Below are 25106 nucleotides of genomic sequence, written 5' to 3' on the forward strand. Positions count from 1 at the left end.
GCATGACGCTCATGGCGCACGCCAACGGTATCGAGATCTCCTACGACACCTTCGGCATCCCCCGTGACAGGCCCCTCCTGCTGATCATGGGGCTCGGCTCCCAGCTGGTCCACTGGGACGACGAGTTCTGCGAACTGCTCGCAGAGAGGGGCCACCACGTTGTCAGATTCGACAACCGCGACGTGGGGCTCTCCACCCACTTCCCGGAGGCGGGGGTCCCCTCCCTCGCCCCAGGCTCGGCGGCGCCGTACCTGCTGAGCGACATGGCCGACGACGCGGCCGGCCTGATGGACGCGCTCGGCTGGCCCGCGGCCCACGTGCTGGGCGTCTCGATGGGCGGCATGATCGCCCAGGCGCTCGCCATCGCGCATCCCGACAGGGTGCTCACGCTCACCTCCATCATGTCGACGCCGAGCCCCGAGGCGGGCCCGCCCACCCCCGAGGCGATGGCCGCGCTGTTCTCCCCTCCCGCGCCCGACAGGCAGACCGCGATCGAGCGGGCCCTCGAGGTCTGGTCGGTGATCGGCTCGCCCGGCTACGAGCTCGACCGCGAGCGCGTCGCGAAGCTCACGGGGCTGGCATACGACCGCGGTTACGATCCCGCGGGAACCACCAGGCAGCTGGCCGCCGTCCTGGCCTCGGGCGACCGTACCGAGGAGTTGACGCGGCTGCGGGTGCCCACGCTGGTCGTCCACGGCGAGGCCGACGCGCTGGTGCAGGTCTCCGGCGGCAGGGCCACGGCCGCCGCGATCCCCGGCGCGCGCCTGCTCACCTTCCCCGGCATGGGCACGACCTGCCCCGCCCGCTATGGGAGCAGATCATGGACGCGATCACAGATCTTCAAGAGCGCTCTTCAGTCGCCGCAGCAGACTGAGGTCGGCCGGCTCGTGCCGCACCTCGGTGCCGGGGGGCCTGGCGACGCGCTTGGGCAGCCCCGGCGCTCGCCTGGGCTTGACCAGGAGATCGGCCGCCGCCAGCTCCCGTACGGCCAGCAGCACCGTGTACGCCGTCCTGTCCAGCCGCCTGGCCAGTTGGAGCGGCGTCGCGTCGCCGTCGGCGTGGACCAGCACCTCCCACTGGCGGTCGGTGAGCGTGACACGCTCACCGGGCAGGCGGGGGACCGGGACCACCGGCGCGGCGTCGAGCTCGTCCGAGGGCCAGACGTCGTCCAGCTCCGTGCTCCTCCGCCCGCACTCGGCGATGAGCTCGTCGACCTCGAAGTGCCAGTGCGGGCCCAGCCAGTGGCGCTCGCTCGGCTGGAACTTGGGCCTGGTGTTGTCGATCCCGAACAGCACGAGCGCGGCGTCGAGCACGGCCCTGCGCAGGTTGTCGGCCAGTTCCTCCCGCGTCAGCAGGCCCTCGCCGAACAGCGGCTCGCCGCCCTCGCGCCGGGCCACGGCCCGATCCATGTCGGCGAGGTTCACCCGCCCGCCGCCGGTGAGCAGTTCCTCGATGCCCGGCGTCTCGGCGCTCTCCATGTAGGTCACCTTGCCTTCGAGCAGGTAGACCACGCCGGATCTGCCCACGCGCAGGGCCCCGGACGAGCACACGCCCGCCAGCCCGGTGAGGAGGCTTTCCAGCGGACGCACCGAGCCAGGCTATGAAGGCTTGAGCCGGACCGGAAGAGACCGGTGATGGATATCTTCATCCCGGGCGGAGAAAAGCTGTCCCGCGTAGGACAGATCACCCTGTGTGATCGGCGGCCTCTCTGCTGCTGAGGATCCTGTCGATGTTGCTCTCCGCCCATTGGGCGACGGCGGCGACCGGCTGGTGCAACGAGTGGCCGAGATCGGTGAGCGTGTACTCGACCCTGGGCGGCACCTCGGCGTAGACCTTCCTGGTCAGCAGCCCGTCGTACTCCATGGCGCGCAGCGTCTGGGTCAGCACCTTCGGGGTGACGCCGCCGACGCGGTCGCGCAGCTCCGTGAAGCGCATCGAGCCCTTGGCGAGGCTCAGCAGGACAAGCACCGACCATTTGTCGCCGATGCGGTCGAGAACCAGCCGGGTCGGGCAGTTCGGGTCGAAGGCATCGCCAGTATCCATGAGGTACCTATAGCACGATGAAGTAACCAGTATCAAATGGATACCATTGGCGGCATGAAGATCCTTCTTTTCGGCGCGACCGGCATGATCGGTCAGCGCATCGCGGCAGAGCTGGGCAATCGCGGTCACGAGGTCACCGGCGTCAGCAGGTCGGGCCCGGTCAAGGGCGACGTCACGCAGGCGGGCGAGCTCGCCAAGGGCCACGACGTGGTGATCTCCGCGATCGCACCGCCGCGCGACGGCTCCGAGCCCGAGGCGCCCTTCCTCGCCGCCACCAGGGCGCTGATCGACGGCGTGCGCGAGGCGCGCGTCAGGCGGCTGATCACCGTGGGCGGCGCGGGCGGCCTCGAGGTGGCGCCCGGCCTCGACCTCGTCGACACGCCCGACTTCCCGGCGATCTACAAAAAGGAGTCCCTGTCCCAGCGGTCCGCTCTCGCGCTCTACCGGGAGACCGCCGACCTCGACTGGACCTACGTCGCTCCCGCCGTGGTCATCGAGCCGGGCGAGCGGACCGGCTCCTACCGCGTCGGCGGCGACCAGGTGCTCACCGACGAGCAGGGCAACAGCTTCATCAGCGCCGAGGACTACGCCGTGGCCATCGCCGACGAGGTGGAGAAGGCCGAGCACGTACGGCGCAGGTTCACCGTCGCCTACTGAGGCTCGTCGGGAAGCAGGGCCTTCTCGTCGGGCTTGTGCACCAGGACGGTGTCGACGTACGACCGGACGGCGGCCGGGAGCCCCACATCGCTCCCGGCCTTCTCCGACAGGAACCAGCGGTGGTCGAGCACCTCGTGGAAGAGCTGCGCGGGCTCCAGCTTGCGCCGCAGCGCGTCGGGGATGGCCTCTATCGTCGGCTGGAAGACCTCGGCCAGCCACCTGTGCGCCACGATCGCCTCGTCCTCGTGGCGCAGGCCCTTGGCCACGCGGAAGCCGTCGAGGTCGTTCAGCAGCCGCCGAGCCTGGTTCTCCTCGGTGTCGAGGCCGGTCAGGCGAAGCAGCCTGCGCTGGTGGTGCCCCGCGTCGACGACCTTGGGCCGCACGATGAGCCGCCCGGTGCCGACCTTGCGGCGCACCATCATCTCGGCCACGTCGAAGCCGAGCAGGTTGAGGCGGCGGATGCGGTTCTCCACCTTGTGCCAGTCGACCTCCTCGATGATCTCGTCCTGGGTGATCTCCTCCCAGAGCCGGTGGTAGCGCGCGGTGATCTGCTCGGCGGTGTCGTACGGGTCGACCGAGGGATGCAACAGCCCTCCTGCCTCGAGGTCGAGCATCTCGCCGAACAGGTTGGTGTAGGCGACCTCGATGTCCTGCAGCCGCTGACCCTCGCTGATCATCGGGTGCATCTCGCCCGTCTCCGCGTCGACCAGGTAGGCGGCGAAGGCACCCGCGTCCCTGCGGAACAGCGTGTTCGACAGCGAGCAGTCGCCCCAGTAGAAGCCGGTCAGGTGCAGCCGCACCAGCAGGACGGCCAGCGCGTCCAGCAGCCGGGTGAGGGTGTCGGGGCGCAGCGTTCCCGACATGACGGCCCGGTAGGGGAGCGAGAACTGCAGGTGCCTGGTGATGAGCGCGGAGTCGAGCCCCTCCTCCCTGCCCGTCACGTAGGCCACGGGCTCCACGGCAGGCGCGTCGAGCCTGGCCAGATCCCACAGCAGCTTGTACTCCCGCTTGGCGTAGCGCTCGCTGATTTCCTTGATCGCGTACACCTTCCCGCCGAGCCGCGCGAAGCGCACGACGTGGCGGGAGATACCGCGCGGCAGGTCCACCAGGTGACGGGCCGGCCACTCTTCGAGAGGGAGCTCCCATGGGAGCCTGATGAGGTCGGGGTCGCCGAGGGCGCCGGTGATCTGTAGCGGCATTTGACCAGGATATGGTGCCGACGTGGACGAGTTTCTGACCTGGTACTTCACACGCAACCCCATCACCGCCACGCTCCTCGGCGCCGACGGCTACGACAGGACGCTCGGCGACCACTCAGCGGAGGGTCTGCTCGCCTACGAGCGCGAGCAGGCCGCATGGCTGGACCGCTTCGCGACGTGGGAGACCCCCACGCTCGACGACGAGATCGACCGCGACCTGGCCGTCTCCCACCTGCGCGGCGAGCTGGCGCTGGCCACGTGGCCGTGGTGGCGCAGGGACCCCACCGCCTACCTCGCCTCCATCTTCTCCTCGCTGTTCGTGCCGTTCCAGCGGGCGCTCAAGCCCGAGCACGAGCTGGTCGAGGCGGCGGTCGCGCAGCTCGGCGAGGTGCCGGGCGTGCTGGCGGCCTGCCGTACCAACCTCGACCCCGACCTGGCGGCCGACCTGCAGGTGCAGCGCGCACTCGGCCAGGCCCGCACGGCCAGGGGGCTGATCACCCGCACCATCCCCGCGATGATCGCCGACGAGCCGGCGCGCGCCAGGTTCGCCGCGGCGGCCGAGCCCGTCGCGGACGTCTTCGATGACTTCGTCACCTTCCTGGAGAACTTCACGGCGGGCGGCAGCTGGCGCATGGGGGAGAAGCTCTACTCCACGCTGCTGACCGAGAAGGAGCTGCTCGGGTACGGCGCCGCAGGTCTGCACGAGCGGGGCAGGCAGCAGGTCGCGCTGCTCGACGGCCAGATGAAGGAGCTGGCGCGCAGGTTCGACGGCTCCGACGACTGGCGCGCGGCGCTGGCGACCCTGGCCGAGGACCACCCGCCGACGCTGGAGGCCATGCGCGAGGAGTACGAGGCGCAGACCCAGCGCGCCAGGGAGTTCGTCCGCGAGCACGACCTCGTGACCTTCCCCGAGGGTGAGGAGTGCCTGGTCCTGCCGTCGGCGGAGTACAACAGGCCGATCCTGTCCGTCGCGCACTACATCGCGCCGCCGCCGCTGACCAGCTCGCGGCGCGGCTACTTCTTCGTGCCCTACACGCCTGACGGGTTCACCGACGAGCAGGTACGGCAGCGCCTGCGCACCAACAGCCGCTTCCAGATGCCCGCGATCGCCGTGCACGAGGCATACCCTGGACACCACTGGCACCTGGCGCACAAGGCGGGCAACCCCAGGACCATCCGCAAGGTGTTCAGCACGCCGTACTTCAACGAGGGCTGGGGCCTCTACGTCGAGAAGATGATCAACGAGCAGGGGTACTTCGACACCCCCGCCACCGAGCTCGGCTTCCTCGACGCGCGCATCTTCCGCGCCGCCCGCATGGTCGTCGACACCGCCCTGCACTGCGAGGACATGTCGATCGCTGACGCCGAGGCGTACATGCTGGCCAACTCCTCGCTCTCGCCCGAGACGGCCAAGGGCGAGGTCAACCGCTACTGCGCGTGGCCCACCCAGGCGCCCTCCTACCTGACGGGCGCGCTGGAGATCGACAGGATCAGGGGCTCGTTCACCGGGTCGCTGAAGGAGTTCCACGACAGGATCGCGGGCTCGGGCAGCCTGCCGCTCGGCCTGGCCGAGAAGGCCGCGCTCGGCTGACGGTGACGCGGCGGCGGTCGCGGCAGGCCCGTGACCGCCGCCGCCGCGCTCACGCGTCGCGGCGCGGGAACACCGGCGGGTTGAGCGACCGCTCGACCACCGCGGCGAGCTGCTCGTCGGTGAGCACCACGGGCTTGCCCACGGACAGCGCCCGCACGTAGACCTCGCACAGCCACTCCAGCAGCCTGGCCGCGTCGAAGGCCTGGGCCATCGTCGCGCCGATGGTCACCCCTCCGTGGTTGGCCATCAGCGCGGCCTGCTTGCCCTCCATCGCGGACCTGATGTTGGCGGCCAGCTCGGGCGTGCCGTAGGTGGCGTACTCGGCGACTTTCACCGCGCCGCCCAGCAGCAGCGCGTTGTAGTGGACGGGCGGCAGCTCGGTCATCGTGGTGGCGACCACGGTGCCGAACACCGAGTGCGTGTGCACGACGGCCCGCGCGGCGGTCGACGCGTAGATCGCCAGATGCATGGGGGTCTCGGACGACGGCTGCGTGTCGCCCTCCACCAGGTAGCCCTCGACGTCCACGATCGGGCACAGCTCGGGGGTCAGCCGGTCGAGCGCGACGCCGGCGGGGGTGACCGCCACCAGATCGCCGTGGCGGGCGCTCAGGTTGCCCGAGGTGCCGAGCACCAGGCCCAGCTTGACGGCGCGCCTGCCGTAGTCGCAGATCTGCTGCCTGAGCAGGTCGACGGCGGTCACAGTGCCTCCAGGGTGGTGATCACGATGCGTTCCAGCTCGGCCCGGCCCAGTTGGTCGGGGTAGAGCAACGATCTCAGGCTCAGCCCGTCGACCAGGGCCAGCAGCCGTTCGACGACCACGTCGAGGTCGTCGTCCGTGCGGATCTCGCCCGCCGCGCGTGCCTGCTCCAGCAGCTGCCGTACGGCGGCGCGCAGCTCGGCGGCGTCGGCCCGCTGCACCTCCGCCAGCCGTTCCACCGCCAGGCTGCGGCTCCAGAAGCTGATCTCGAGCCGGGTCTCCTGGTCGCGTTCGGCGTCGAGCGGCAGGTTGTCCAGCAGCACCTCGCGCAGCGCCGCCAGACCCGTCAGGCCCTCGACCCTCCGGGTGATGCGGGCGCGGATGCGCTGGTGCGAGTGGCGCAGCGCCGACAGCAGGATCTCGTCCTTGTCGGTGAAGTAGTGGCCGAGCACGCCGTTGGACAGGCCGGCCTCCCTGGCGATGGCGCGGCTGGTCGCGGCGTCGATGCCGTCGCGCACGATGACGGTGCTCGCGGCGGAGAGCACCTCGCGGCGGCGTTCCTCGTGGTCAACGATCTTCGGCATGCCTCCAGCATATTGACTTTTTAGTCGGACGTCTGTCTACTACCGGCCATGAGCGTTGTGACCGTAGGCGTGCACATCGTGGACGTCCTCACCAGGCCGGTCGAGACCATCCCGGCGGGGCAGGACACCGTACTGGTCGACCAGATCCGTCTCACGGCCGCGGGAGCCGCCGCGGGCACCGCCGTCGACCTGGTCAAGCTGGGCAACCAGGTCACGTCCATGGGCGCGATCGGCGACGACGAGCTGGGCGACTTCCTCCTCATGATCATGTCGAGGCACGGCGTGGACGTGTCGGGGCTCGCCCGCCGTACGGGGGAGCAGACCGCCGCCTCCATCCTGCCGATCAGGCCGGACGGCGGCAGGCCCAGCTTCCACGTGCCGGGGGCGAACCTGAGCGTCACCCTCGCCGACCTCGACCTCGACGTGCTGCGCGGCGCGCGGGCCGTCCACCTGGGCGGCATGGACGTCACCTTCGGACTCGGCGACCCCGCCTTCTTCGCGCTCCTGGACGAGCTGAGGGAGCGGGGCACGGTCGTCACCATGGACCTGCTGTCGGAGATGCCCGACCTGCTGGGCATGGCACGGGCCTTCGTCCCGCACGTGGACTACGTGCTGCCCAACGCCTCCCAGGCCCTCGCCATGACCGGCGCGGCCACCGTCGAGCAGGCCGCCACGGCGCTGCTGGCGGACGGAGCCACCGGGGTCCTGGTGACGCTCGGCGCCGAAGGCAGCCTGGTCGTCACCGCCGACGGCGCGACGCGGGTGCCCGCCCTGGAGGTGGAGGTCAGCGACACCACGGGCTGTGGCGACGCCTACTGCGCGGGCTTCCTCACCGGACTGCTGCACGGGCACGACGCCGTCACCTCCGCCCGATGGGGCACGGCCGCCGCCGCCCGCGTCGCCACCGGCCTCGGCTCCGACGCGGGACTCACCGACCTGGACTCCACACTGAAGGGACTGTCATGAAGGACGCCGAGCTGAGGAAGCGCGCGCAGCAGGTCATCCCCGGCGGCATGTACGGTCACCTCAACGCGGCCATCTTCGCCCCCGGCTACCCGCAGTTCTTCGCCCGCGGCGAGGGCTGCAGGCAGTGGGACGTGGACGGCCGCGAGTACATCGACTTCATGTGCTCGTGGGGACCCGTCGTGCTCGGCCACCGGCACCCCGCCGTCGAGGAGGCCGCCGCCCGCCAGCTCGCCCTAGGCGACTGCCTCAACGGTCCAGGCCCGATCATGGTCGAGCTGGCCGAGTTGCTCGTCGACACCATCCCGAGCGCCGACTGGGCGATGTTCTCCAAGAACGGCACCGACGCCACCACCCAGGCGCTCATGGTGGCCCGTGCGGCGACCGGGCGTACCAAGGTGCTGATGGCGCACGGCGCCTACCACGGCGCCGACCCGTGGTGCACGCCCTCACCGGCGGGCACGACGCCGAACGAGCGCGCCGACCTCGTCGAGTTCGCCTACAACTCGCTGGAGTCGCTCGAGGCCGCGGCCGCCACCGTCGAGGGCGACGTGGCCGCGATCATCGTCACTCCCTTCAAGCACGACTCCTTCGAGGACCAGGAGCTCGTCGAGCCCGCCTTCGCCCGCGGCGCCCGCGCTCTCGCCGACCGCCTCGGCGCGGCCCTGGTCATCGACGACGTCCGCGCGGGCTTCCGCATCGACCTGCGCGGCTCGTGGGAGCAGTACGGCGTGCGCCCCGACCTGACCGCCTGGTCGAAGGCCATGGCCAACGGCTACCCCATCGCCGCCGTCACCGGCACGGACGCGCTGCGCGGCCCCGCCCAGACCCTCTACTCCACCGGCTCGTTCTGGTTCTCCGCGGTCGCGATGGCCGCCGCCAAGGCGACCATCGAGACGCTGCGCGACACCGACGCCATCGCGACCATGTCCAGGGCGGGGACCGGGCTCCGCGAGGGCTTGTACGCCCAGGCCAAGGCCCACGGTTTCACCGTCAACCAGACCGGTCCTGTGACCATCCCCTGGCTGAGCTTCGACGGCGACGCCGACCTGTCCGTGGCGATGTACTGGAGCGACGCCTGCCTGCGCAACGGCGTCTACGTCCACCCGTGGCACAACTGGTTCATGTCGGCGGCCCACTCCGAGTCCGACGTCGCCCGCGCCCTGGAGGGCACCGACCAGGCCTTCGCCGAGACCCGCGCTCACTTCGGGGCCTAGGATCCCGCCGGGTCGACGCCCGAGGTGACACGGGCCGGCTCGTTCCGCGCCCTGGGGGTAATCCCCGGGGCGCGGACTTCTGTGCGCCCTGCGACCGCTCGGGCCGGTCGCGCGCCGGGCGGGAGGCCGTAGCCGACTCCATCGTCTGGACGCCCTTGCCGTCGATGCCGTTGTCGACGATGCTGTCAGCTTCGTCGCCCACCACGCGCGGTCCGCGTAAGCCTCGACCAAGGGTCCTGCCCCCACTCGGGAAATCACGGTGTGGCCTCTCAAGGTCACAGCTGCGTCTCGAAGTCTTGACCCAGGTCGTCGGCCGTCCGTACCTTCAGGCAAACGTTTAGGAAACTTTCCTAATTGATCCAAGCGGGAGACCCCATGACCCACCCGGGAGAGATCACCAGGCGCGACCTCCTGCGCCGGATCGGCCTCACCGCCATCGCCGCAGGCCCCGGCGCGGGCCTCCTCACCGCCTGCGCGACCGGCGGCGGCGCCGAGCCCGCCGCGTCGGCCGGCGCGAGCGCGGCCGCCACCAACCTGGTCTCGGCGGCCAACCCGCTCGGCGTGGACGCCAAGAAGCCTCTCGAAGTGGTCATCTTCAGCGGCGGTTACGGCGACGCCTACGCCAAGGACATCCACGAGACGCTGTACGCCAAGGCGCACGCGGGCGTCCAGATCAAGCACGTGGGCACCCAGAACATCGGCACCCAGCTGCGGCCCCGCTTCCTCAGCGGCGAGGTGCCCGACGTGGTCAACAACTCGGGCCCCGAGGCGCTCGACCTGGCCGCGCTCGCCGCCGAGAGTCACCTGGCCGACCTGACGCCGCTGTGGGACGCACCCTCGATCGACGACCCCAGCAAGAAGGTGCGCGACACCATCACCCCCGCGGCCATCGAGAACGCCAAGCTCAACGGTCAGGACCTGGTGCTGAACTACACGGTGTCGCACCGCGCGCTCTGGTACGACGCCAAGCTCTTCGCCGCCAAGGGCTGGACGCTCCCCGAGACGTGGGAGGAGTTCAAGGCGCTCGGCGAGACGGCGAAGAAGGAAGGCATCGCCCTGTTCGCCTACCCGGGGCAGAAGGGTCCGTACTACCAGCTCTGGAACATGCTCTACACCGCCGCGAAGATCGGCGGCAACCAGGTGATCATCGACATCGACAACCTCGTCGACAACGCGTGGAAGTCCGAGGCGGTCAAGGCGTCGGTCACCGCGTGGCTGGAGATCCAGACCGCGTACGGCGACAAGGCCTACCTCGGTCTCGACCACACCCAGACGCAGGTCAAGCACCTGCAGCACAAGGTGCTGTTCTACCCCTGCGGCTCCTGGCTCGAGAACGAGATGGTCAAGGACAAGCCCAAGACCTTCGAGTACGCCATCGCGCCCGTCCCCAGCGTGACCGCCGCCGACAAGATGCCCTACGGAGCGATCCAGGTCGGCGTGGGCGAGAACTTCGTCGTCGCCGCCAAGGGCAAGAACCCGCAGGGCGGCCTCGACTACCTCCGCATCATGCTCTCGAAGGAGGGCGCGAAGGGCTTCACGGAGAAGACCAAGAACCTCACCGTCGTCAACGGCGCAGCCGAGGGCCTCGACCTGACGCCCGGCCTGGTCAGCGCCGCCAAGGCGCAGGACGCCGCCGGTCAGGACATCATCACCGACGCGCGCTTCGAGGGCTGGTACAAGGAGCTGTTCGACTACGCCTGGCAGCAGCAGAACACGCTGATGGCCGGACGGCTGACCGTCGACGAGTACCTGGACAGGGTCCAGAAGAAGGCCGACGACATCAAGGCCGACTCCTCGATCGCGAAGCAGACGAGGAACGCCTAGTCACGATGGAGCGAACCCGACGCAGTGAGCGGAGTGGGCCCGTGAGGGACGAGCGGGTCCGTAGCGAATGAGGAGGGTGAGTGACCAATGGGTGCTACAGAGCGGCTGCGCAAGTACGGGTTCATCGCCGGGTTCCTCATCGTCCCTCTGACCCTCTACCTGGTCTTCGTGATCAGTCCCTACATCCAGGCGTTCCAGCTGTCGCTGACGAGTTGGAACGGCTACCAGAGGAACCCGGCCTACATCGGCCTGGAGAACTTCGGCAGGCTCTTCCAGGCCGAGGTCTTCTGGCAGGCGATCCGCAACCACGCGGTGATCCTGCTCGTGCTGCCGCTCCTGACCATCGCCCTCGCGCTGTTGTTCGCCTTCCTGCTCAACCTGGGCGGCGGATCGCGCGGGGCGGGCATGAAGGGCGTCTGGGGGTCGACCTTCTACAAGGTGGTCTTCTTCGCCCCCCAGGTGCTCGCGGTCGCCGTCGTCGGCGTGCTGTGGAAGGCGATCTACCGGCCCGACGAGAGCGGCGTCATCAACGGCGCGCTCATCAAGATGGGCCTCGACCCCGTCGGCTGGCTCACCGAACCGAACCTGGCCCTCTGGTCGCTGCTGGCGGTGATGATCTGGCAGGCGGTCGGCTTCTACGTGGTGCTCTTCTCCGCCGGCATGGCCGCCATCCCGAAGGACTACTTCGAGGCCGCCGCGCTCGACGGTGCCGGACGCTTCCGGCTGTTCTTCTCCATCACGCTGCCGCTGCTGCGCGACACCATCCAGGTCGGCTGGGTCTACCTGGGCATCGCGGCCTTCGACTGCTTCGCGCTCGTCCAGGTGCTTTCTGTGGACGCGGGCGGCCCCGACGGCGCCACCACCGTGCTGCCTGTGGAGATCTACAAGACCGCCTTCTCCTACAACAAGGTCGGTTACGCCTCGGCGATGGGCGTCGCGCTGTTCTTCCTGACCATCACCTTCGCGGTGCTGACCCTGCGCGTCTCCAGGCGCGAGAAGATCGAGCTCTGACATGCGGAACCAGCGCAAGCCCAACGTCTTCAGCGGCCTTTCGCACCTCGCGCTCGTCATCTGGGCCCTGCTGATCATCCTGCCGCTGCTGTGGACGTTCCTGGCGGCCTTCAAGAACAACACCGAGATCTTCGGCGACGCACTCCAACTGCCCGGCGCGCTGCGCTGGGACAACTGGGCGCGCGCGTGGGACAAGGCCCACGTCGGCACCTACATGCTCAACACGGTCGTCGTGGTGTTCTTCGGTACGGCAGGCACCATGCTGTTCGGCTCCATGGCCGCCTACGTGCTCGCCCGCTACACCTTCCCTGGCCAGCGCCTGATCTACCTGCTGTTCGTGGCGGGCATGGCCTTCCCCGTCTTCCTCGCCATCGGCCCGCTGTTCTTCATCGTCAAGCAGTTCGGCCTGCTCGACTCGCACGTCGGCCTGGTCATCGTCTACATCGCCTACTCGCTGCCCTTCACGGTCTTCTTCCTCGCGGCGTTCTTCCGCACGCTCCCCGAGGCCGTCGCCGAGGCCGCGAAGATCGACGGCGCCTCGCACACCCGCACGTTCTTCCAAGTCATGCTGCCGATGGCCAGGCCCGGCATCATCAGCATCACGATCTTCAACGTGCTGGGACAGTGGAACCAGTACCTGCTGCCGCTGGCGCTGGTGCCGGGCGACAAGGAGAAGTGGGTCATCACCCAGGGCATCGCCGACATCTCCACCATCGCCGGTTACGAGGCCGACTGGCCGGCCCTGTTCGCCGCGCTGAACCTGGCGATCATCCCGGTGCTCGTCATCTACATCGTCTTCCAGCGCCAGATCCAGTCAGGGCTCGGAGCGGGCGCACTGAAGTAACGTGGCCGTTATGACCGATTGGAAGCAAGAGGGAGAGGTGCTCAGGCGCAGCATCACCGCGCCGGACTTCCCCACGGCCATCCGCATCGTCGACGCGATCGCGGTGAAGGCCGAGGAACTCAACCACCATCCCGACATCGACATCCGCTGGAGGACCCTGCATCTGGCGCTGACCACGCACGACGCGGGCCGCCTCACGGAGCTTGACCATTCATTGGCCGCCATCATCGACGACATCGCCCGCGAACACGGGGCGTGAACGCCTGACTACTCAGTAGAGTGGGCGCCTTCGCCCGCCCGTCTGGAGAGTTCGTCATGCGCCTGCCAGCTGCACTCATGCTCGCCCTGTTGACCTTCGGGGCCTGTGCCGCCCCGACCACCGCCGTCGCGCCGACGCCCCAGCAAGGGGTGCGGCTCACCGGCGGCGGTGAGTTCAACAGCAAGGACACCTCGGCCATCGTCTACGACACCAAGCTGGTGCCCCCCGGGGCTCAGGCCAGTGTCACCGTGGAGTCCACCGACGGGCAGACCCGCACGTCCTTCGTCGCCGAGGGGCTGCTGCCCGACCGGAAATACGGCGTGCACCTGCACGCCAAGCCGTGCGGAGTCAAGCCCGACGACTCGGGGCCGCACTTCCAGCACGCCCACGCCAGCCCGAGCGCGACCAACGAGGTGTGGCTCGACATCAAGACCGACAGCTCGGGGGCGGCCACCTCGGCCTCACGCAACCCGTGGGCGCTGACGCCCGACCGGGTGCCGCACTCCCTGGTCATCCACGCCTCCGCCACCGCGCCTGACGGCACCGCGGGCGCGCGCGTCGCCTGCCTGACCCTCAAGTGACCCTTCCGCGCGGCAGGGCGGCGTCGAGGCCGCCCTGGACAGACGGCGACCCCGCGCCTGGGGTGGCGCGGGGCCGTGCTTGCCGTACGGGGCCCCTGGGAGCGGGGCCGCGCGTGACGGCCGGTGACGCGAGGGCCGGCGACCTGGCGCTCAGTGACCCGCCGGGATGCTGCCGAACTTGCCCGACTGGTAGTCCTCGAAGGCCTGGACCAGCTCGGCGCGGCTGTTCATCACGAACGGGCCGTAGTGCGCCACGGGCTCGCCGATCGGTTGCCCGCCCAGCACGATGACCTCCAGCGGGTCCCTCGGCCGCGCCGCGATGCGCAGCCACTCGCCTTCGGTCGTCACCCCCGGCCTGGTGCCAAAACCGTCGAACACCGCCAGCTGCCCGCTCGTGATCGGCTGCCTGTCGCCGCCGACCGTGCCGCGTCCCGACAGGACGTAGGCGAGGGCGTTGAAGTCCTTGCGCCACGGCAGCGTGAGCTGCGCGCCGGGGCTGACGGTCGCGTGCAGGAGCGTGATCGGGGTGTGCGTGCTGCCGGGGCCGACGTTTCCCGCCACGTCACCCGCGATGAGGCGGACCAGCGCGCCGCCGTCGTGGCTGCTGAGCAGGACGACGTTGGTACGCCCGATGTCCTGGTACTTCGGGGCCATCATCTTGTCCTTGCCGGGCAGGTTCACCCACAGCTGGATGCCGTGGAACAGGCCGCCCTTCTGGACCAGCCACTCCGGCGGGGCCTCCTTGTGCAGGATGCCGCTGCCCGCCGTCATCCACTGGGTGTCGCCGTCGGTGATGGTGCCGCCGCCGCCGTGGGAGTCGGTATGGTCCATGACGCCGTCGATCATGTAGGTGACGGTCTCGAAGCCGCGGTGCGGGTGCCACGGCGTGCCCTTGGGCTCGCCGGGGGCGTAGTCGACCTCACCCATCTGGTCCATCATCACGAACGGGTCGAGGTACTGAGGCTTGACCGTGGCCAGCGCCTTGCGGACGGGGAAGCCCTCGCCCTCGAAGCCGCTGGGCGCGGTGGCGACCGTCAGGACCTTGCGCTCGGGCACGGTGACGTCGGCCTCTGGCAGGCGCGGCAGAGTGAGCTGATTCTCTACGGTTACGGCGGGCATGTCGGGCTCCTTCCTGCGGGACTGCCTGCTCCAACCAAGTTTAGAATTCAACTATTCCATGCCGAAGACCGCAGGGGGAGGGGCAGGAGCCAGAACGGCGTCGCCGTCGTGGATGGGGGAGGCGCCCGCGACGAAGTTCGTCAGCGCCTCGCCGTACACGCAGCGGGCCTGGGTGAGGCCGCCCGCCGCGCGCCGGGTGAGCAGGTCGACCGGCAGCTCGGTGGGTGAGGCGGCGATGATCAGGTTGCCGAACCTGCGGCCGCGCATGATGCCGGGCTCGGCCAGCAGCGCCACATGCTTGAACGCGCCGAACGCCGTCGCCACCAGCCGCCTGGCGAAGGGCAGGCCCTTGCCGTCGGCCATGTTGATCAGCAGGGTGCCCGACGCGCGCAGGACGCGGGCGACGTCGGCCAGGTACTCGGCCGTCGCCAGCTCGACGGGCATCGTCGCGCCGGAGAAGGCGTCGAGCACGAACAGGTCGGTGGAGCCGTCCCAGATGCCCGACGTCGCCTCGCGGCCGCCCAGAATGCGCACCTTCAGCTTGGGCACCGAGCGGAGGTCGAGCTGGGAGCGCACGAGCTCGACCAGCGCCGCGTCGGGCTCGACGACGATGTGCCTGGAGCCCGGACGCGTGGCGCTGACGTAGCGGGGCACCGTGCAGGCCCCGCCGCCGACGTGGACGCAGTTCAGTGGCCCGTCGGGCAGGACGTCGATCACATCCGCCATGAGGCGTACATACTCAAAATCCAGATATGTCGGATCTTCTAGATCCACATACGACTGCGGTACGCCATCCTTGGACAGCATCCATCCGTTCGGCCGGTCCAGATCCTGCAACAGCTCGACTTCGCCGAAGGTCACCGGATAGCGGCCGGGCATCGGCTCCCGCGGTCCACGTGTCACGTTCGGCTCCCTATCTGGTATATCGAGGTGGAACTTGTTCCTGGGAGAACCGTATGCGTAGGCGAAGGCTGATCGGGCTGCTTGTCGCGTTAGGCGTGGTGGCCGGCGCGGGGGCCTTCGCGTTCGTGGCCTCCGCGGGTGTGCACGGCAGCGCCATGGCGACGGCGAGCGCCTACCTGGCAGCCTGGCAGCGCAGCGACGTGACCTCCATGGAACGCCTGGTGGCCGACCCGCCCGCCGACTTCACCGACAGGCACCTCGCCTTCGCCGACCAGTTCAAGGTCACCGCGCTCACGCTCAGGCCCGGAAGCCTCAAGGTCACCGGGGAGGAGACGGCGGAGCTGCCGTTCAGCGGCACCAGGGAGCTGACGGGCATGGGGCCGTGGACGTTCGCAGGGACATTACGGCTCGCCGTGAAGGGCGGCGAGTGGAAGGTGCTCTGGGGTCCCGAGACCCTGCACCCCGCGCTGCGGAACGGCGGTGCGCTCTCGCTGGAGGAGACCGACGTGTCGGGCGTCGAGCTGGTCACCAGATCCGGGGCGACCTTCCCGCACGACAGCGCCGCCGAGCCGTACCTCGACCGGCTCAAGGAACGGATCGGCGAGACGAACACCGGCTGGGCGATCAAGGCGACCGCGCGGGGCGCCGAGGCCAGGACGCTGGTCGTCTTCCAGCCGCCGCCTGCCAGGAAGGTGCACGTCACGCTGTCGCGCCCGGTGCAGGCGGCCGCGGCCAGGGCGCTCGACGGGGTCGGCGAGCACGCCGCGATCGTCGCGGTCAAGGCCAGCACCGGCGAGATCCTGGCCGTGGCCGACCGGCTGGGGGAGGTGGGCGCCTTCGAGCGGCTGTTCCCGCCCGGCTCGACGTTCAAGGTGGTGACGGCCGCCGGGCTGCTCGAGGCCGGGATGACGGCCTCGAGCGCGATCACCTGCCCTTCCAGCTACGCGGGCATCGACAACTCCGGCGACCAGACGGCCACCACGCTCGCGGGGGCGTTCGCGGTCTCCTGCAACACCACCTTCGTCCAGCAGGCGCTCGCCAAGCTGGGCGCCGCACGGCTGGAGCAGGCCGCCAAGGAATGGGGATTCGACGGCAGGAAACTGCCCACAGGCGTGGGCGGGCAGTGCGGGCGCCTCAAGGCGGAGGCCGACCAGAGCGTCCTGGCGCTGAACTCCATCGGCCAGGGCACGGTCGAGGCCTCGCCGCTGTGCATGGCGGCGCTCGCCGCCGCCGTCGACAGCGGCGTCTGGCGCTCGCCGAGGTTCGTCACCGCCAAGGCGGCCAAGAAGCTCGACGGCGCGCCGCCCGCCGCGGTCCCGCTGGACCAGCGGGTCGTCCAGGACCTGCGGACGATGATGCGCCAGGTCGTCAGCGAAGGCACCGCCAAGGACGCGGGCCTCGGCGCCGACGTCGCGGGCAAGACGGGAACGGCCGAGGTGCCCGGGGGCAGCCCGCACGCCTGGTTCGTCGGATACCAGGGCGACCTGGCCTTCTGCGTGTTCGTCAAGAACGGCGGATCAGGTGCGAGAGTGGCGATTCCCATAGCCGCCCGCTTCCTCGGAGCGCTCTAACCTACGCTACCGTAGGTTTCATGACGAGTGTCGCCACGTTCACCAAGCCTCGGCTCCGCGGCTGGCTGCACACCGGGGCCCTTCCCGTGGCTCTGGTCGCCGGATTCGTCCTGGTCGCTCTCGGGCCCACCGTTCAGGCCAGGCTCGCCTCCGCGGTCTACGCGGTCACCTCCGGCCTCCTGTTCGGCATCTCCGCCACCTACCACCGCAGCACGCTCGGTCCTCGCCTGGCCGAGGTCCTGCGCAGGTTCGACCACGCGAACATCTATCTGATCATCGCGGGCACCTACACCCCGTTCGCGCTCCTCGCCCTCGACGGGCTGCCGAGATTCCTCGTGCTCGGCGTCACCTGGGGCGGCGCGCTGGCGGGCGTGCTGTTCCGCGTGCTCTGGATGTCGGCGCCGCGCTGGCTCTACACGGTCCTCTACCTGGTGCTCGGCTGGACCGCGATCTTCGTGATGCCGCAGCTGCTGCAGGGCGCGGGCACCGTCGCGGTCGTCCTCGTGGCCGTCGGCGGCGTCCTCTACAGCGCCGGAGCCATCGTGTACGGCCTGCGCAAGCCCGACCCTTCACCGCGCTGGTTCGGCTTCCACGAGGTCTTCCACGCCTTCACCATCGCCGCCTACCTCGTGCAGTACATCGCGGTGTCGATCGTGGTCTACTCTCAGGCGTGAATCTCGGCCATGAGCAGTACGTCTCCGTGACGACCTATCGCGCGAACGGCACCCCGGTGCCCACCCCCGTCTGGGCGGCGCAGGACGGCGACGCCGTCGTGATCTGGACCGTGGCCGACTCCGGCAAGGTCAAACGCATGCGCGCCAACCCGTCCGTCACCGTCGCCCCCTGCGACGTGCGCGGCAGGCGGCGCGGCGAAGAGGTGAAGGGCCAGGCCGAGATCCTCTCCGCCGAGGAGACCGAGCGGGTCAGGCGGCTGCTGCGGGCCAAGTATGGCCTGCAGGGCAGGCTGGTGCTGCTCGGCAGCCTGCTGCGCAGGGGCCGCACCGGCACGATAGGTGTCCGGATCACCGATATTTGACCCCTGCCTGGTCTGTATTCGCCAGACTTCGGGACATCAGACCAGGTATGGAGCAATTGGCAAGCACCTGGTGGCTCGTCCTCATCCGGGGCATCGCTGCGGTGATCTTCGGTATCCTGGCGATCATCTGGCCCGGGATCACCCTATGGGTATTGGTGATCTTCTTCGGGGCCTACGCGCTCGTCGGCGGTATCTTCTCGGTGATCTCCGCCTTCCGGCACGGCACCGAGTCCAAGGCGTGGCTCATCATCTCCGGCATCATCAGCATCCTGGCAGGGCTCGTGGCCTTCGCCTGGCCGGGGATCACGACGCTCGCGCTGCTGTTCGTCATCGCCTTCTGGGCGATCTTCACCGGGGTCTCGGAGATCATCGCGGGGATCAAGCTGCGGAAGGTCATCGACAACGAGTGGATGCTGATCATCGGCGGGCTGCTGTCCGTGGTGTTCGGCGTGCTGCTGCTGATCTGGCCCGCTTCTGGAGCGCTGGCGTTGACGTGGCTGATCGGCATCTTCGCGATCATCTACGGGATCGCGATGATCCTCCTGTCCGTGAAGGTGAAGAGCCTCGCGTGACACCGGTGTAGAACCTTGTGCGATCAAGGCTTTTCGGCGAAAAGTCTTTACATGGACGCCCAAATATGGGGAACGTATGTCGTGATCCAGCTCACAGAGGAGGGGACCATGGACGTCCATGACCGGCTCGCCCGCCACCTACTCGTCGACGGCTACCGGCTGGTACTGGATCTCGACAGAAGCCAGGGCTCCTGGCTCGTCGACGCCCGCACCGGCCGCCGGTACCTGGACTTCTACACGTTCTTCGCCTCCGCGCCCCTCGGCGTGAACCCGCCACTGGACCAGGAACTGCTCGGCAGGATCGCGCTCAACAAGCCCGCCAACCCCGACATGTACAGCGAGCACCTGGCCGACTTCGTCGACACCTTCACCCGCGTCCTCGGCGACCCCGACCTGCCCCACCTGTTCTTCGTCGAAGGCGGCGCCCTCGCCGTCGAGAACGCGCTCAAGACCGCCTTCGACTGGAAGAGCCGTCGCAACGAGGCCGAGGGCCGCCCCCGCGAGCTCGGCGGCCGCGTCATGCACCTCACCAAGGCCTTCCACGGCCGCTCCGGCTACACCCTCTCCCTCACCAACACCGAACCCCTCAAGACCGACCGCTTCCCCATCTTCGACTGGCCGCGCATCGAGGTCCCAGCGACCCACATGGAGGACGTCGAAGCCCTCGAAGCCAAAGCGCTCGCCCAGGCCGCCGCGGCCTTCGACCGCCACCCCCACGACATCGCCTGCTTCATCGCCGAACCCATCCAGGGAGAAGGCGGCGACAACCACATGCGCCCCGAGTTCCTGCGGGCGATGCAGGACCTCTGCCACGAGCACGACGCCCTGTTCATCCTCGACGAGGTGCAGACCGGCGGCGGGACCACCGGCACCCCCTGGGCGTACCAGCAGCTCGGCCTCGCCCCCGACATCGTCGCCTTCGCCAAGAAGGTGCAGGTAGGCGGCATCATGGCGGGCCGGCGCGTCGACCTGGTCTCCAACAACGTGTTCCAGGTCAGCGGGCGCATCAACTCCACCTGGGGCGGCGGGCTCGTCGACATGGTCCGCTCCCGCGCCATGCTGGAGATCATCGAGCGCGACGGTCTCATCCCCCGCACCGCCGAAGCCGGCGCCCGCCTCCTCGAGGGACTCGGCAAACTCCAGGCCGAGCACCCCGCGCTGGTGTCGAACGTGCGCGGCCGCGGCTTCATGTGCGCCTTCGACCTCCCCGACGGACCCCGCCGCAGCGCCCTGATCACGCACCTGCGGGAGGAAGAGGGCGTCGTGGTCCTGCCCTGCGGAGAGCGTTCGGTACGGCTGAGGCCCGCGCTCAACATCCCCGACGAGGACCTCGACCACGGCCTCAACGCCCTCTCCCGAGCCCTCTCCCGCCCCCTCTGAACCCGGCGACGCTGCCGAACGCCACCGTGGCGACCGTCGAGGTCGCCGCCTCGGCGGGGCCGGGGTGAAACGCGACGGCGCGGTCTGTGAGACTGCGTGGCATGAACCGTGAACTGATCTCCAGACTGGCCCATGCCCACCATCCGATCGCCGCCCCGCTCAACGACGAGTCGGTACACCGGCTGCTGCAACGGGCTCTTCCGCGAGGTGATGAGCGGGCGCTCGACCTTGGGTGCGGTGGCGGGGAGTGGCTGCTCCGCGCCCTCGCGGCGCATCCGGACGTACGGGCCGAAGGCGTGGACACCTCCGAGGCCGCCCTCACACATGCTCGCAAGGCCGCGAGCGACCTCGGGGTCCAGGATCGCCTCATCCTCCACCACCAGGCGGCCGAGGACTTCCCCGCGGCGCACGCGTTCGACCTGGTGCTCAGCGTCGGGGCCGTACACGCCTTCGGTGGGTTGACGCCCACGCTGGCGGCCGCGCGCGAGCACCTGGCGCCCGGCGGACGGGTGCTGATCGGCGACGGGTACTGGGAGCGCGAGCCTTCGCAGGAGGCCGTCGAGATGCTCGGCGACTCCATGGACCTGCCGGCCACCGTTGACCGGGTCGTGGCTGAGGGGTGGACGCCCGTCTACGGGCACATCAGCGCGCGCGAGGAGTTGGACGCCTACGAATGGGCGTGGACGGGCTCCCTGGCCTCCTGGGCCCTGGACAACCCAGGGGATCCGGACAGCCCCGAGGCGCTCGAGGTGGCGACCAACCACCGGAAGGAGTGGCTGCGCACCTATCGGGACACGTGGGGATTCGTCACTTTGGTCCTGCGCCGGACGTCCGACTGACCCTGTGCGCGGCGCTCCGGTCCTCACCCACGGCCCGGCGTCCGAACCGCCGGCGCCGGTGCGGTCGGCAGCCTCGACAAGCGCCCGGGAGACGGGAGGTCCCCGACGGCCTGAACGCGTCCTCGTGACGCCCCGGCTGCCACTAGGTGTCGCGGTTGAGCCACAGTCCGATGGCGGTGACCCGGCAGTCCGCGCCGAGTTTGGCGTAGATCCGGTTGACGTGGTTCTTGACCGTCTTCTCACTGAGAAACAGTCGTTGCGCGATCTCGCCGTTGGACTGACCGGTCGCGATCAGATCCATCACCTCAGCCTCACGCTTGCTTAAGCGCGCGACGTCGTCGACTCTCATCCGGCCTCCGGAACAGCGAAGTCGGTCAGATCGCCGATTGGCCCCCGTGCTTCCGGCGTAAGCGGTTGACAGCGAGCATAACTCGCATTGTCCCGATATGGGGCCAAGTCATGGGAGAAAAGCAGAAGGCCGGTCCCAGGGGAACCGGCCTTCTCGCGTGGGGTGAGTGAGGGGACTTGAACCCCCGACATCCAGGACCACAACCTGGCGCTCTGCCAACTGAGCTACACCCACCATGTGCGCGCTGCCGTGGCAGCACATGGAAAAGTGTAGCGGTCTTCGGGACCCTTTGCGCCACTCAGCCTCGCGACACACTTTCCGCCAGGGTCCTGGCGGTCGCGGAGTCCGGTCCAGGCTGGCCGACGAACACGGCCGCGCGGTAGTAGCGCAGCTCGCGGATGCTCTCGGTGATGTCGGCCAGCGCCCGGTGCCCGCCCTGCTTCTCCGGTGCGGCGAAGTAGACGCGGGGGAACCAGCGGCGTACCAGCTCCTTGATCGACGACACGTCGATCATCCGGTAGTGCAGGAAGGCGTCCACGGCCGGCATGTCGCGAGAGATGAACGTGCGGTCCGTGCCGATGGAGTTGCCGCACAACGGCGCCTTCTTCGGCTCGGGGATGTGGCCGCGGATGTAGTCGAGCACGAGTGACTCGGCCTCCGCCAGTGTGACGCCCTCGGCCAGCTCGGGCAGCAGGCCGGAGGCGGTGTGCATTTCGCGGACCACTTCCGACATCTGCTCCAATGCCTCGGAAGGCGGCTTGATGACCACATCCACGCCTTCGTCCAACTGTCGGAGCTCGCTGTCGGTGACGACGCATGCGACCTCGATCAGCGCGTCACGCCCGAGGTCGAGCCCGGTCATCTCACAGTCGATCCAAACCAGCAAGTCACTCATCCGATCAATCTCCTCGCCTCAGCGGCTCGGAGCTACCCGCCCGCTTGCTATTGACTCCAGCGTAGTGCCCAGGTCAGGAGAGCTTGAGAGAGTTCAGGGTCTGAGTGACGAGACCGGTATCCAGATTGTCGGGAACCGAGAGGTAGAGCAGCGCGGGACGCTTCCCCTCGCCCCTGTCGATGACGGCGATGGCCGCCCGCTCCTTCTTCCACTTGTAGTTCTTCTTCTCCGACTCGGCGGTGAAGTCCATCTCGAACTCCAGGAGCCACCCCTTGTGGCCGTCGACGGTGATCGCCTTGTCCTGGAGGATGTTCCGCTCGTGCTTGATCGGATAGAAGCGGGCGAAGTCGATGAAGACCGTGCCCGTGGCGGCGCGCAGGTTGTCGACACCCTGGTAGGGGTAGCTCTCGTGGAGCTCGCCCGAATAGATGCTGCCCATCCAGTCGCCCTGGCCGTCGTACTTCTCCTGCGAGAGCGCCCTCACCCCGGCCGACCACTGCTGGGCGTTCGGGTCGGGGTTGTTGATCTCGGCGGACTTGGGCACGCTCCACGGTTCGCCGGGCGCCGGGTAGGACAGTCCCGTCTTGGGGTCGGTGATGCGGCCCTCGGCCGGTGCGGGCAGGTCGGCGCCGGGGTCCTGCGTGGGCGACTCGGTGGGCGACTGGGTCGGCGACTCGCTCGGGGTGGGCAGCGGGTCGGTCTCCGTGGTGGAGGGGGTCGGCATGGTGGTCGTCGTCTCGCCGTTCCGTTTGAGGATGACGAAGGCCGCGCCCGCGATCAGCGCGAGCACGAGCACCGCGCCGATTCCGCCGAGGATCCACGGCATCGCGCCGCCCGACTTCGGCGGCGGCCCGAAGTCGGGTGCGGGCAGCTGCATCGTCCCGCCGCCCCACGGCTGCTGCCCGTACTGCTGCGTCGGCGCCTGGTACTGAGGCCCCGGACCCGTCCCTTGCTGGTATTGCGGCGCGGAACCCGTCCCCGGCGTCTGGAACGGCCCGCCGGAGACCGGCGCCTGGAACTGAGGACCAGGACCCGACCCCGGCGCGTGGTACGGCTGAGCGCCCGGACCTGGCCCAGGCGGGTACGGCTGAGCTCCAGGACCTGACCCCGGCGGGTACGGCTGAGCGCCCGAACCCGGGGGCTGGTACGGCTGAGCCGCGGGACCCGAGCCCGCCCCCTGAGGCGATCCCCACGGACCCGAGCCAACACCGTCGGGCGATCCCCAAGGACCCGAACCCTGAGGAGCTCCCGCCGGACCCGAGTTCGGCGACTCCCACGAGCCGGCCCCCTGGTTCGACTGCTCCCCGTGATACGGCGTGCTCCCCACGACAGGACCGACAGGACCCACAGGACCGCCTGGACCGCCAGGACCCGTAGGGCCGAGGGGAGCGGCAGGAGCGGCAGGACCGGTGGGACCCTGCGCGGAAGGCTGGGAGGGGCCGCTGCCGTACCCCTGGGACCGGTTCTCCGGCTCGGACGGGTGTGTCGCGTCGGTCCACTGGTTCCCGTCCCACCACCGTAGTTGCGGCGAGCCGTAGGGGTCGGGGTACCAGCCTGCGGGGGTCTGCGTGGTCATGGCCGTCAGACTAATGACAACCGCTTGACCATGGGTAGGTCAGCACTTGTAGGTGAATGTCGCCTTGTCCTCGACCTCCTGCCCCTCGGGCACGGGGGACAGGACCCGCAGCCGCGCCGTCAGCTTGGCCGTCGCCTCTCCCTTCACCGTCCACCGCAGTTGCACGCTGTGGGTCGTCTTGCCCGAGGGGACGGTCTCGGTCTGCTCGATCGGCTCCTTCTTGTCGCTCCGCAGCCACTGGTAGGTGACGCTGCCGCCGGAGCCGTTGGTGACCAGGTTCCCTGTGATGGTGGCGGTCTTGCGGCAGCCCAGCGTCTTGGGCGCGCTCACCGTCACCGCCCGCACGACCAGGTCGGCGGAGGACCGTACGGAGAACCACGCCAGCACGGCGCCCGCGACGATCAGCGCGAACACCGCGGTGGACACCACGGTCCTGCGGCGTCGCGCCCTGGCGGCCTTCTTGGCTCGCGCGCCGTGCGATGAGGGGACGGCGGGCTTGTTGCCTTCGCGCCAGATCTTCTCCGCCGTGGTCTCGCCATGCGTGCCGTAGGAACCGTGTGTGCCGGGGGTGGCGACGCCAGGGCCGAAGCGGGCCGACTCGTGGGTCGGTCCCGGCACCCGCAGCATGGTGACGATCTCCCCCTCGTCCCTGAAGGGGGACGTGCCGGGCGTCGAAGGGGTCGCCCAGCGGCGGGCGGTCTCGGCCAGGACGTCGCGGCTGATCAGCCCGCCGGGCAGGGCGTCCCTTCCGGCGAGCAGGGCGTCCCTGGCGGGGGCGAGCCCGTGGGTGGTGGCGGTCGTCGCGACCCTTTCCAGCAGGTCGGCCGCGGCGGGCGAGGTCGCGGCCCAGGTCGCGGCGAGGCCTCTGGCCAGCGCCGCCCATGCGGTCACGTCCCTGTCGGGTGCGGGCGGCAGACCTCGGGCGGCGTCGGCGAGCCCGCGCTCGGCCAGCAGCGCCGCTCCGTCTTCGGCGATCAGCACCGTGCCAGGGTGGAGCGAGCCATGGGCGAGCCCGGAGGCGTGGAGCGCGGCGAGAGTCTGCGCGGTCTCGACGAGGACGGCCGCGGCGCTGGCCGGGTCCATCGCGGGCGCGGTCAGCAAGTCAGACAGGACGGGCGAGATCGAGTGGCCGACCAGCAGCCACACCTCGGGCCCCGCCGTCACCAGGTCGGCGATGGGAACGAGCCCGCTCATCCCGCCTTCTGCGAGCCTGCGGTCGGCGAGTACGGCCTGGACCAGGCGTTCGCTGGCGCCGGGCACGGCCATGATCCTGGAGTCGAACCGCAGGGCGCCGCCGCGGCGGCCGTCGGGCCCCGTCGCCTCCACCCACGTGCCGAGCTCAGAGACCCTGGTCCTGTCCGTGAGCGAGAAGCCGGCGATCATGCTCATCAGTTCC

Annotated in this window: 26 protein-coding genes, 1 tRNA gene and 1 pseudogene; 16 read left to right on the forward strand and 12 right to left on the reverse strand. The window is 69.5% G+C overall.

Annotated features, from left to right (window positions below; all coding sequences use genetic code 11):
• Window positions 1–2: 2 nt before the first annotated feature.
• Window positions 3–1604 (forward strand): alpha/beta fold hydrolase, encoded by a 1602-nt coding sequence (locus tag AB0B45_RS07535; protein ID WP_358126839.1) that lies wholly within the window; start codon window positions 3–5, stop codon window positions 1602–1604.
• A 79-nt stretch (window positions 1605–1683) separates the two neighbouring features.
• Here the strand turns inward: AB0B45_RS07535 and AB0B45_RS07540 are convergent, their stop codons facing one another.
• Window positions 1684–2043 (reverse strand): helix-turn-helix domain-containing protein, encoded by a 360-nt coding sequence (locus AB0B45_RS07540; RefSeq protein WP_358126843.1) that lies wholly within the window; start codon window positions 2041–2043, stop codon window positions 1684–1686.
• Window positions 2044–2097: 54 nt separating this feature from the next.
• Between AB0B45_RS07540 and AB0B45_RS07545 the strand changes: the two genes are divergently transcribed.
• The gene (locus tag AB0B45_RS07545) at window positions 2098–2700 is read left to right on the forward strand and encodes an NAD(P)H-binding protein (protein ID WP_358126847.1); all 603 of its coding nucleotides are present in this window, start codon (window positions 2098–2100) and stop codon (window positions 2698–2700) included.
• Here AB0B45_RS07545 and AB0B45_RS07550 read toward each other — a convergent pair.
• Window positions 2694–3899: a DUF4032 domain-containing protein gene (locus tag AB0B45_RS07550; RefSeq protein WP_358126850.1), complete on the reverse strand. Its 1206-nt coding sequence runs from the start codon at window positions 3897–3899 to the stop codon at window positions 2694–2696. The genes AB0B45_RS07545 and AB0B45_RS07550 overlap by 7 nt on opposite strands.
• A 22-nt stretch (window positions 3900–3921) precedes the next feature.
• Between AB0B45_RS07550 and AB0B45_RS07555 the strand changes: the two genes are divergently transcribed.
• The gene (locus tag AB0B45_RS07555; protein WP_358126853.1) at window positions 3922–5490 is read left to right on the forward strand and encodes a DUF885 domain-containing protein; all 1569 of its coding nucleotides are present in this window, start codon (window positions 3922–3924) and stop codon (window positions 5488–5490) included.
• A gap of 49 nt (window positions 5491–5539) precedes the next feature.
• Here the strand turns inward: AB0B45_RS07555 and AB0B45_RS07560 are convergent, their stop codons facing one another.
• Window positions 5540–6190, reverse strand: coding sequence for a class II aldolase/adducin family protein (locus AB0B45_RS07560; RefSeq protein WP_358126855.1), 651 nt, complete (start codon window positions 6188–6190; stop codon window positions 5540–5542).
• The gene (locus tag AB0B45_RS07565) at window positions 6187–6771 is read right to left on the reverse strand and encodes a TetR family transcriptional regulator C-terminal domain-containing protein (RefSeq protein WP_358126858.1); all 585 of its coding nucleotides are present in this window, start codon (window positions 6769–6771) and stop codon (window positions 6187–6189) included. The genes AB0B45_RS07560 and AB0B45_RS07565 overlap by 4 nt, the downstream gene beginning before the upstream one ends.
• Window positions 6772–6819: 48 nt before the next feature.
• Here AB0B45_RS07565 and AB0B45_RS07570 point away from each other — a divergent pair, with 48 nt between their 5' ends.
• The 7 genes from AB0B45_RS07570 to AB0B45_RS07600 all read left to right on the forward strand — a co-directional run bounded on the left by AB0B45_RS07570 (window position 6820) and on the right by AB0B45_RS07600 (window position 13470).
• Window positions 6820–7737, forward strand: a complete 918-nt coding sequence (locus AB0B45_RS07570; protein ID WP_358126861.1) for a sugar kinase — start codon at window positions 6820–6822, stop codon at window positions 7735–7737.
• On the forward strand, window positions 7734–8951 hold the full coding sequence (locus AB0B45_RS07575; RefSeq protein WP_358126863.1) for an aminotransferase class III-fold pyridoxal phosphate-dependent enzyme: 1218 nt from the start codon (window positions 7734–7736) through the stop codon (window positions 8949–8951). The genes AB0B45_RS07570 and AB0B45_RS07575 overlap by 4 nt, the downstream gene beginning before the upstream one ends.
• A gap of 375 nt (window positions 8952–9326) precedes the next feature.
• Entirely contained in the window at window positions 9327–10775 is a 1449-nt protein-coding gene (gene ngcE / locus AB0B45_RS07580) for an N-acetylglucosamine/diacetylchitobiose ABC transporter substrate-binding protein (protein WP_358126866.1), read from the forward strand.
• Between the two features lie 87 nt (window positions 10776–10862).
• Window positions 10863–11786 carry a sugar ABC transporter permease gene (locus tag AB0B45_RS07585; protein WP_358126869.1) on the forward strand — a complete coding sequence of 308 codons (924 nt, stop codon included), beginning with the start codon at window positions 10863–10865 and terminating at the stop codon, window positions 11784–11786.
• Between the two features lies 1 nt (window position 11787).
• Window positions 11788–12630, forward strand: coding sequence for a carbohydrate ABC transporter permease (locus AB0B45_RS07590; protein ID WP_358126872.1), 843 nt, complete (start codon window positions 11788–11790; stop codon window positions 12628–12630).
• A gap of 10 nt (window positions 12631–12640) precedes the next feature.
• Complete coding sequence (locus tag AB0B45_RS07595) at window positions 12641–12889, forward strand: 4a-hydroxytetrahydrobiopterin dehydratase (protein WP_358126875.1); 249 nt, start codon at window positions 12641–12643, stop codon at window positions 12887–12889.
• 56 nt (window positions 12890–12945) lie between these two features.
• Window positions 12946–13470 carry a superoxide dismutase family protein gene (locus AB0B45_RS07600; RefSeq protein WP_358126878.1) on the forward strand — a complete coding sequence of 175 codons (525 nt, stop codon included), beginning with the start codon at window positions 12946–12948 and terminating at the stop codon, window positions 13468–13470.
• Window positions 13471–13620: 150 nt separating this feature from the next.
• Here AB0B45_RS07600 and AB0B45_RS07605 read toward each other — a convergent pair whose 3' ends face one another.
• Entirely contained in the window at window positions 13621–14589 is a 969-nt protein-coding gene (locus tag AB0B45_RS07605) for a pirin family protein (RefSeq protein WP_358126882.1), read from the reverse strand.
• Window positions 14590–14640: 51 nt separating this feature from the next.
• Window positions 14641–15492 carry a fused MFS/spermidine synthase gene (locus AB0B45_RS07610; protein ID WP_358126885.1) on the reverse strand — a complete coding sequence of 284 codons (852 nt, stop codon included), beginning with the start codon at window positions 15490–15492 and terminating at the stop codon, window positions 14641–14643.
• Window positions 15493–15545: 53 nt separating this feature from the next.
• Between AB0B45_RS07610 and AB0B45_RS07615 the strand changes: the two genes are divergently transcribed.
• The 6 genes from AB0B45_RS07615 (at window position 15546) to AB0B45_RS07640 (ending at window position 20890) form a co-directional block, all read left to right on the forward strand.
• On the forward strand, window positions 15546–17063 hold the full coding sequence (locus AB0B45_RS07615) for a penicillin-binding transpeptidase domain-containing protein (protein ID WP_358126887.1): 1518 nt from the start codon (window positions 15546–15548) through the stop codon (window positions 17061–17063).
• Between the two features lie 20 nt (window positions 17064–17083).
• Entirely contained in the window at window positions 17084–17737 is a 654-nt protein-coding gene (locus AB0B45_RS07620) for a hemolysin III family protein (protein WP_358126890.1), read from the forward strand.
• The gene (locus AB0B45_RS07625; RefSeq protein WP_358126892.1) at window positions 17734–18099 is read left to right on the forward strand and encodes a PPOX class F420-dependent oxidoreductase; all 366 of its coding nucleotides are present in this window, start codon (window positions 17734–17736) and stop codon (window positions 18097–18099) included. Before AB0B45_RS07620 ends, AB0B45_RS07625 begins: the two co-directional genes overlap by 4 nt.
• A 47-nt stretch (window positions 18100–18146) precedes the next feature.
• Window positions 18147–18671, forward strand: coding sequence for an HdeD family acid-resistance protein (locus AB0B45_RS07630; RefSeq protein ID WP_358126895.1), 525 nt, complete (start codon window positions 18147–18149; stop codon window positions 18669–18671).
• Window positions 18672–18779: 108 nt separating this feature from the next.
• The gene (gene lat / locus AB0B45_RS07635) at window positions 18780–20051 is read left to right on the forward strand and encodes an L-lysine 6-transaminase (RefSeq protein ID WP_358126898.1); all 1272 of its coding nucleotides are present in this window, start codon (window positions 18780–18782) and stop codon (window positions 20049–20051) included.
• Window positions 20052–20152: 101 nt separating this feature from the next.
• Window positions 20153–20890, forward strand: a complete 738-nt coding sequence (locus tag AB0B45_RS07640) for a class I SAM-dependent methyltransferase (RefSeq protein ID WP_358126901.1) — start codon at window positions 20153–20155, stop codon at window positions 20888–20890.
• 142 nt (window positions 20891–21032) lie between these two features.
• Here AB0B45_RS07640 and AB0B45_RS07645 read toward each other — a convergent pair whose 3' ends face one another.
• From AB0B45_RS07645 to AB0B45_RS07670, 6 genes and pseudogenes are all read right to left on the reverse strand, one after another.
• On the reverse strand, window positions 21033–21239 hold the full coding sequence (locus AB0B45_RS07645; RefSeq protein ID WP_358126905.1) for a helix-turn-helix transcriptional regulator: 207 nt from the start codon (window positions 21237–21239) through the stop codon (window positions 21033–21035).
• Window positions 21240–21397: 158 nt separating this feature from the next.
• Window positions 21398–21473, reverse strand: a tRNA-His gene (locus AB0B45_RS07650).
• Window positions 21474–21537: 64 nt separating this feature from the next.
• Window positions 21538–22134 (reverse strand): oligoribonuclease, encoded by a 597-nt coding sequence (gene orn / locus AB0B45_RS07655; protein ID WP_358126908.1) that lies wholly within the window; start codon window positions 22132–22134, stop codon window positions 21538–21540.
• A gap of 73 nt (window positions 22135–22207) precedes the next feature.
• Window positions 22208–23011, reverse strand: a complete 804-nt coding sequence (locus AB0B45_RS07660; protein WP_358127576.1) for a hypothetical protein — start codon at window positions 23009–23011, stop codon at window positions 22208–22210.
• Between the two features lie 600 nt (window positions 23012–23611).
• A pseudogene (locus AB0B45_RS07665) lies at window positions 23612–23710 on the reverse strand (DUF2510 domain-containing protein); the annotation flags it as partial.
• A 39-nt stretch (window positions 23711–23749) separates the two neighbouring features.
• The gene (locus AB0B45_RS07670) at window positions 23750–25099 is read right to left on the reverse strand and encodes a hypothetical protein (protein ID WP_358126911.1); all 1350 of its coding nucleotides are present in this window, start codon (window positions 25097–25099) and stop codon (window positions 23750–23752) included.
• Between the last annotated feature and the right edge of the window lie 7 nt (window positions 25100–25106).

The organism is Nonomuraea sp. NPDC049152, from assembly GCF_040648355.1.
Taxonomy (GTDB): domain Bacteria; phylum Actinomycetota; class Actinomycetes; order Streptosporangiales; family Streptosporangiaceae; genus Nonomuraea.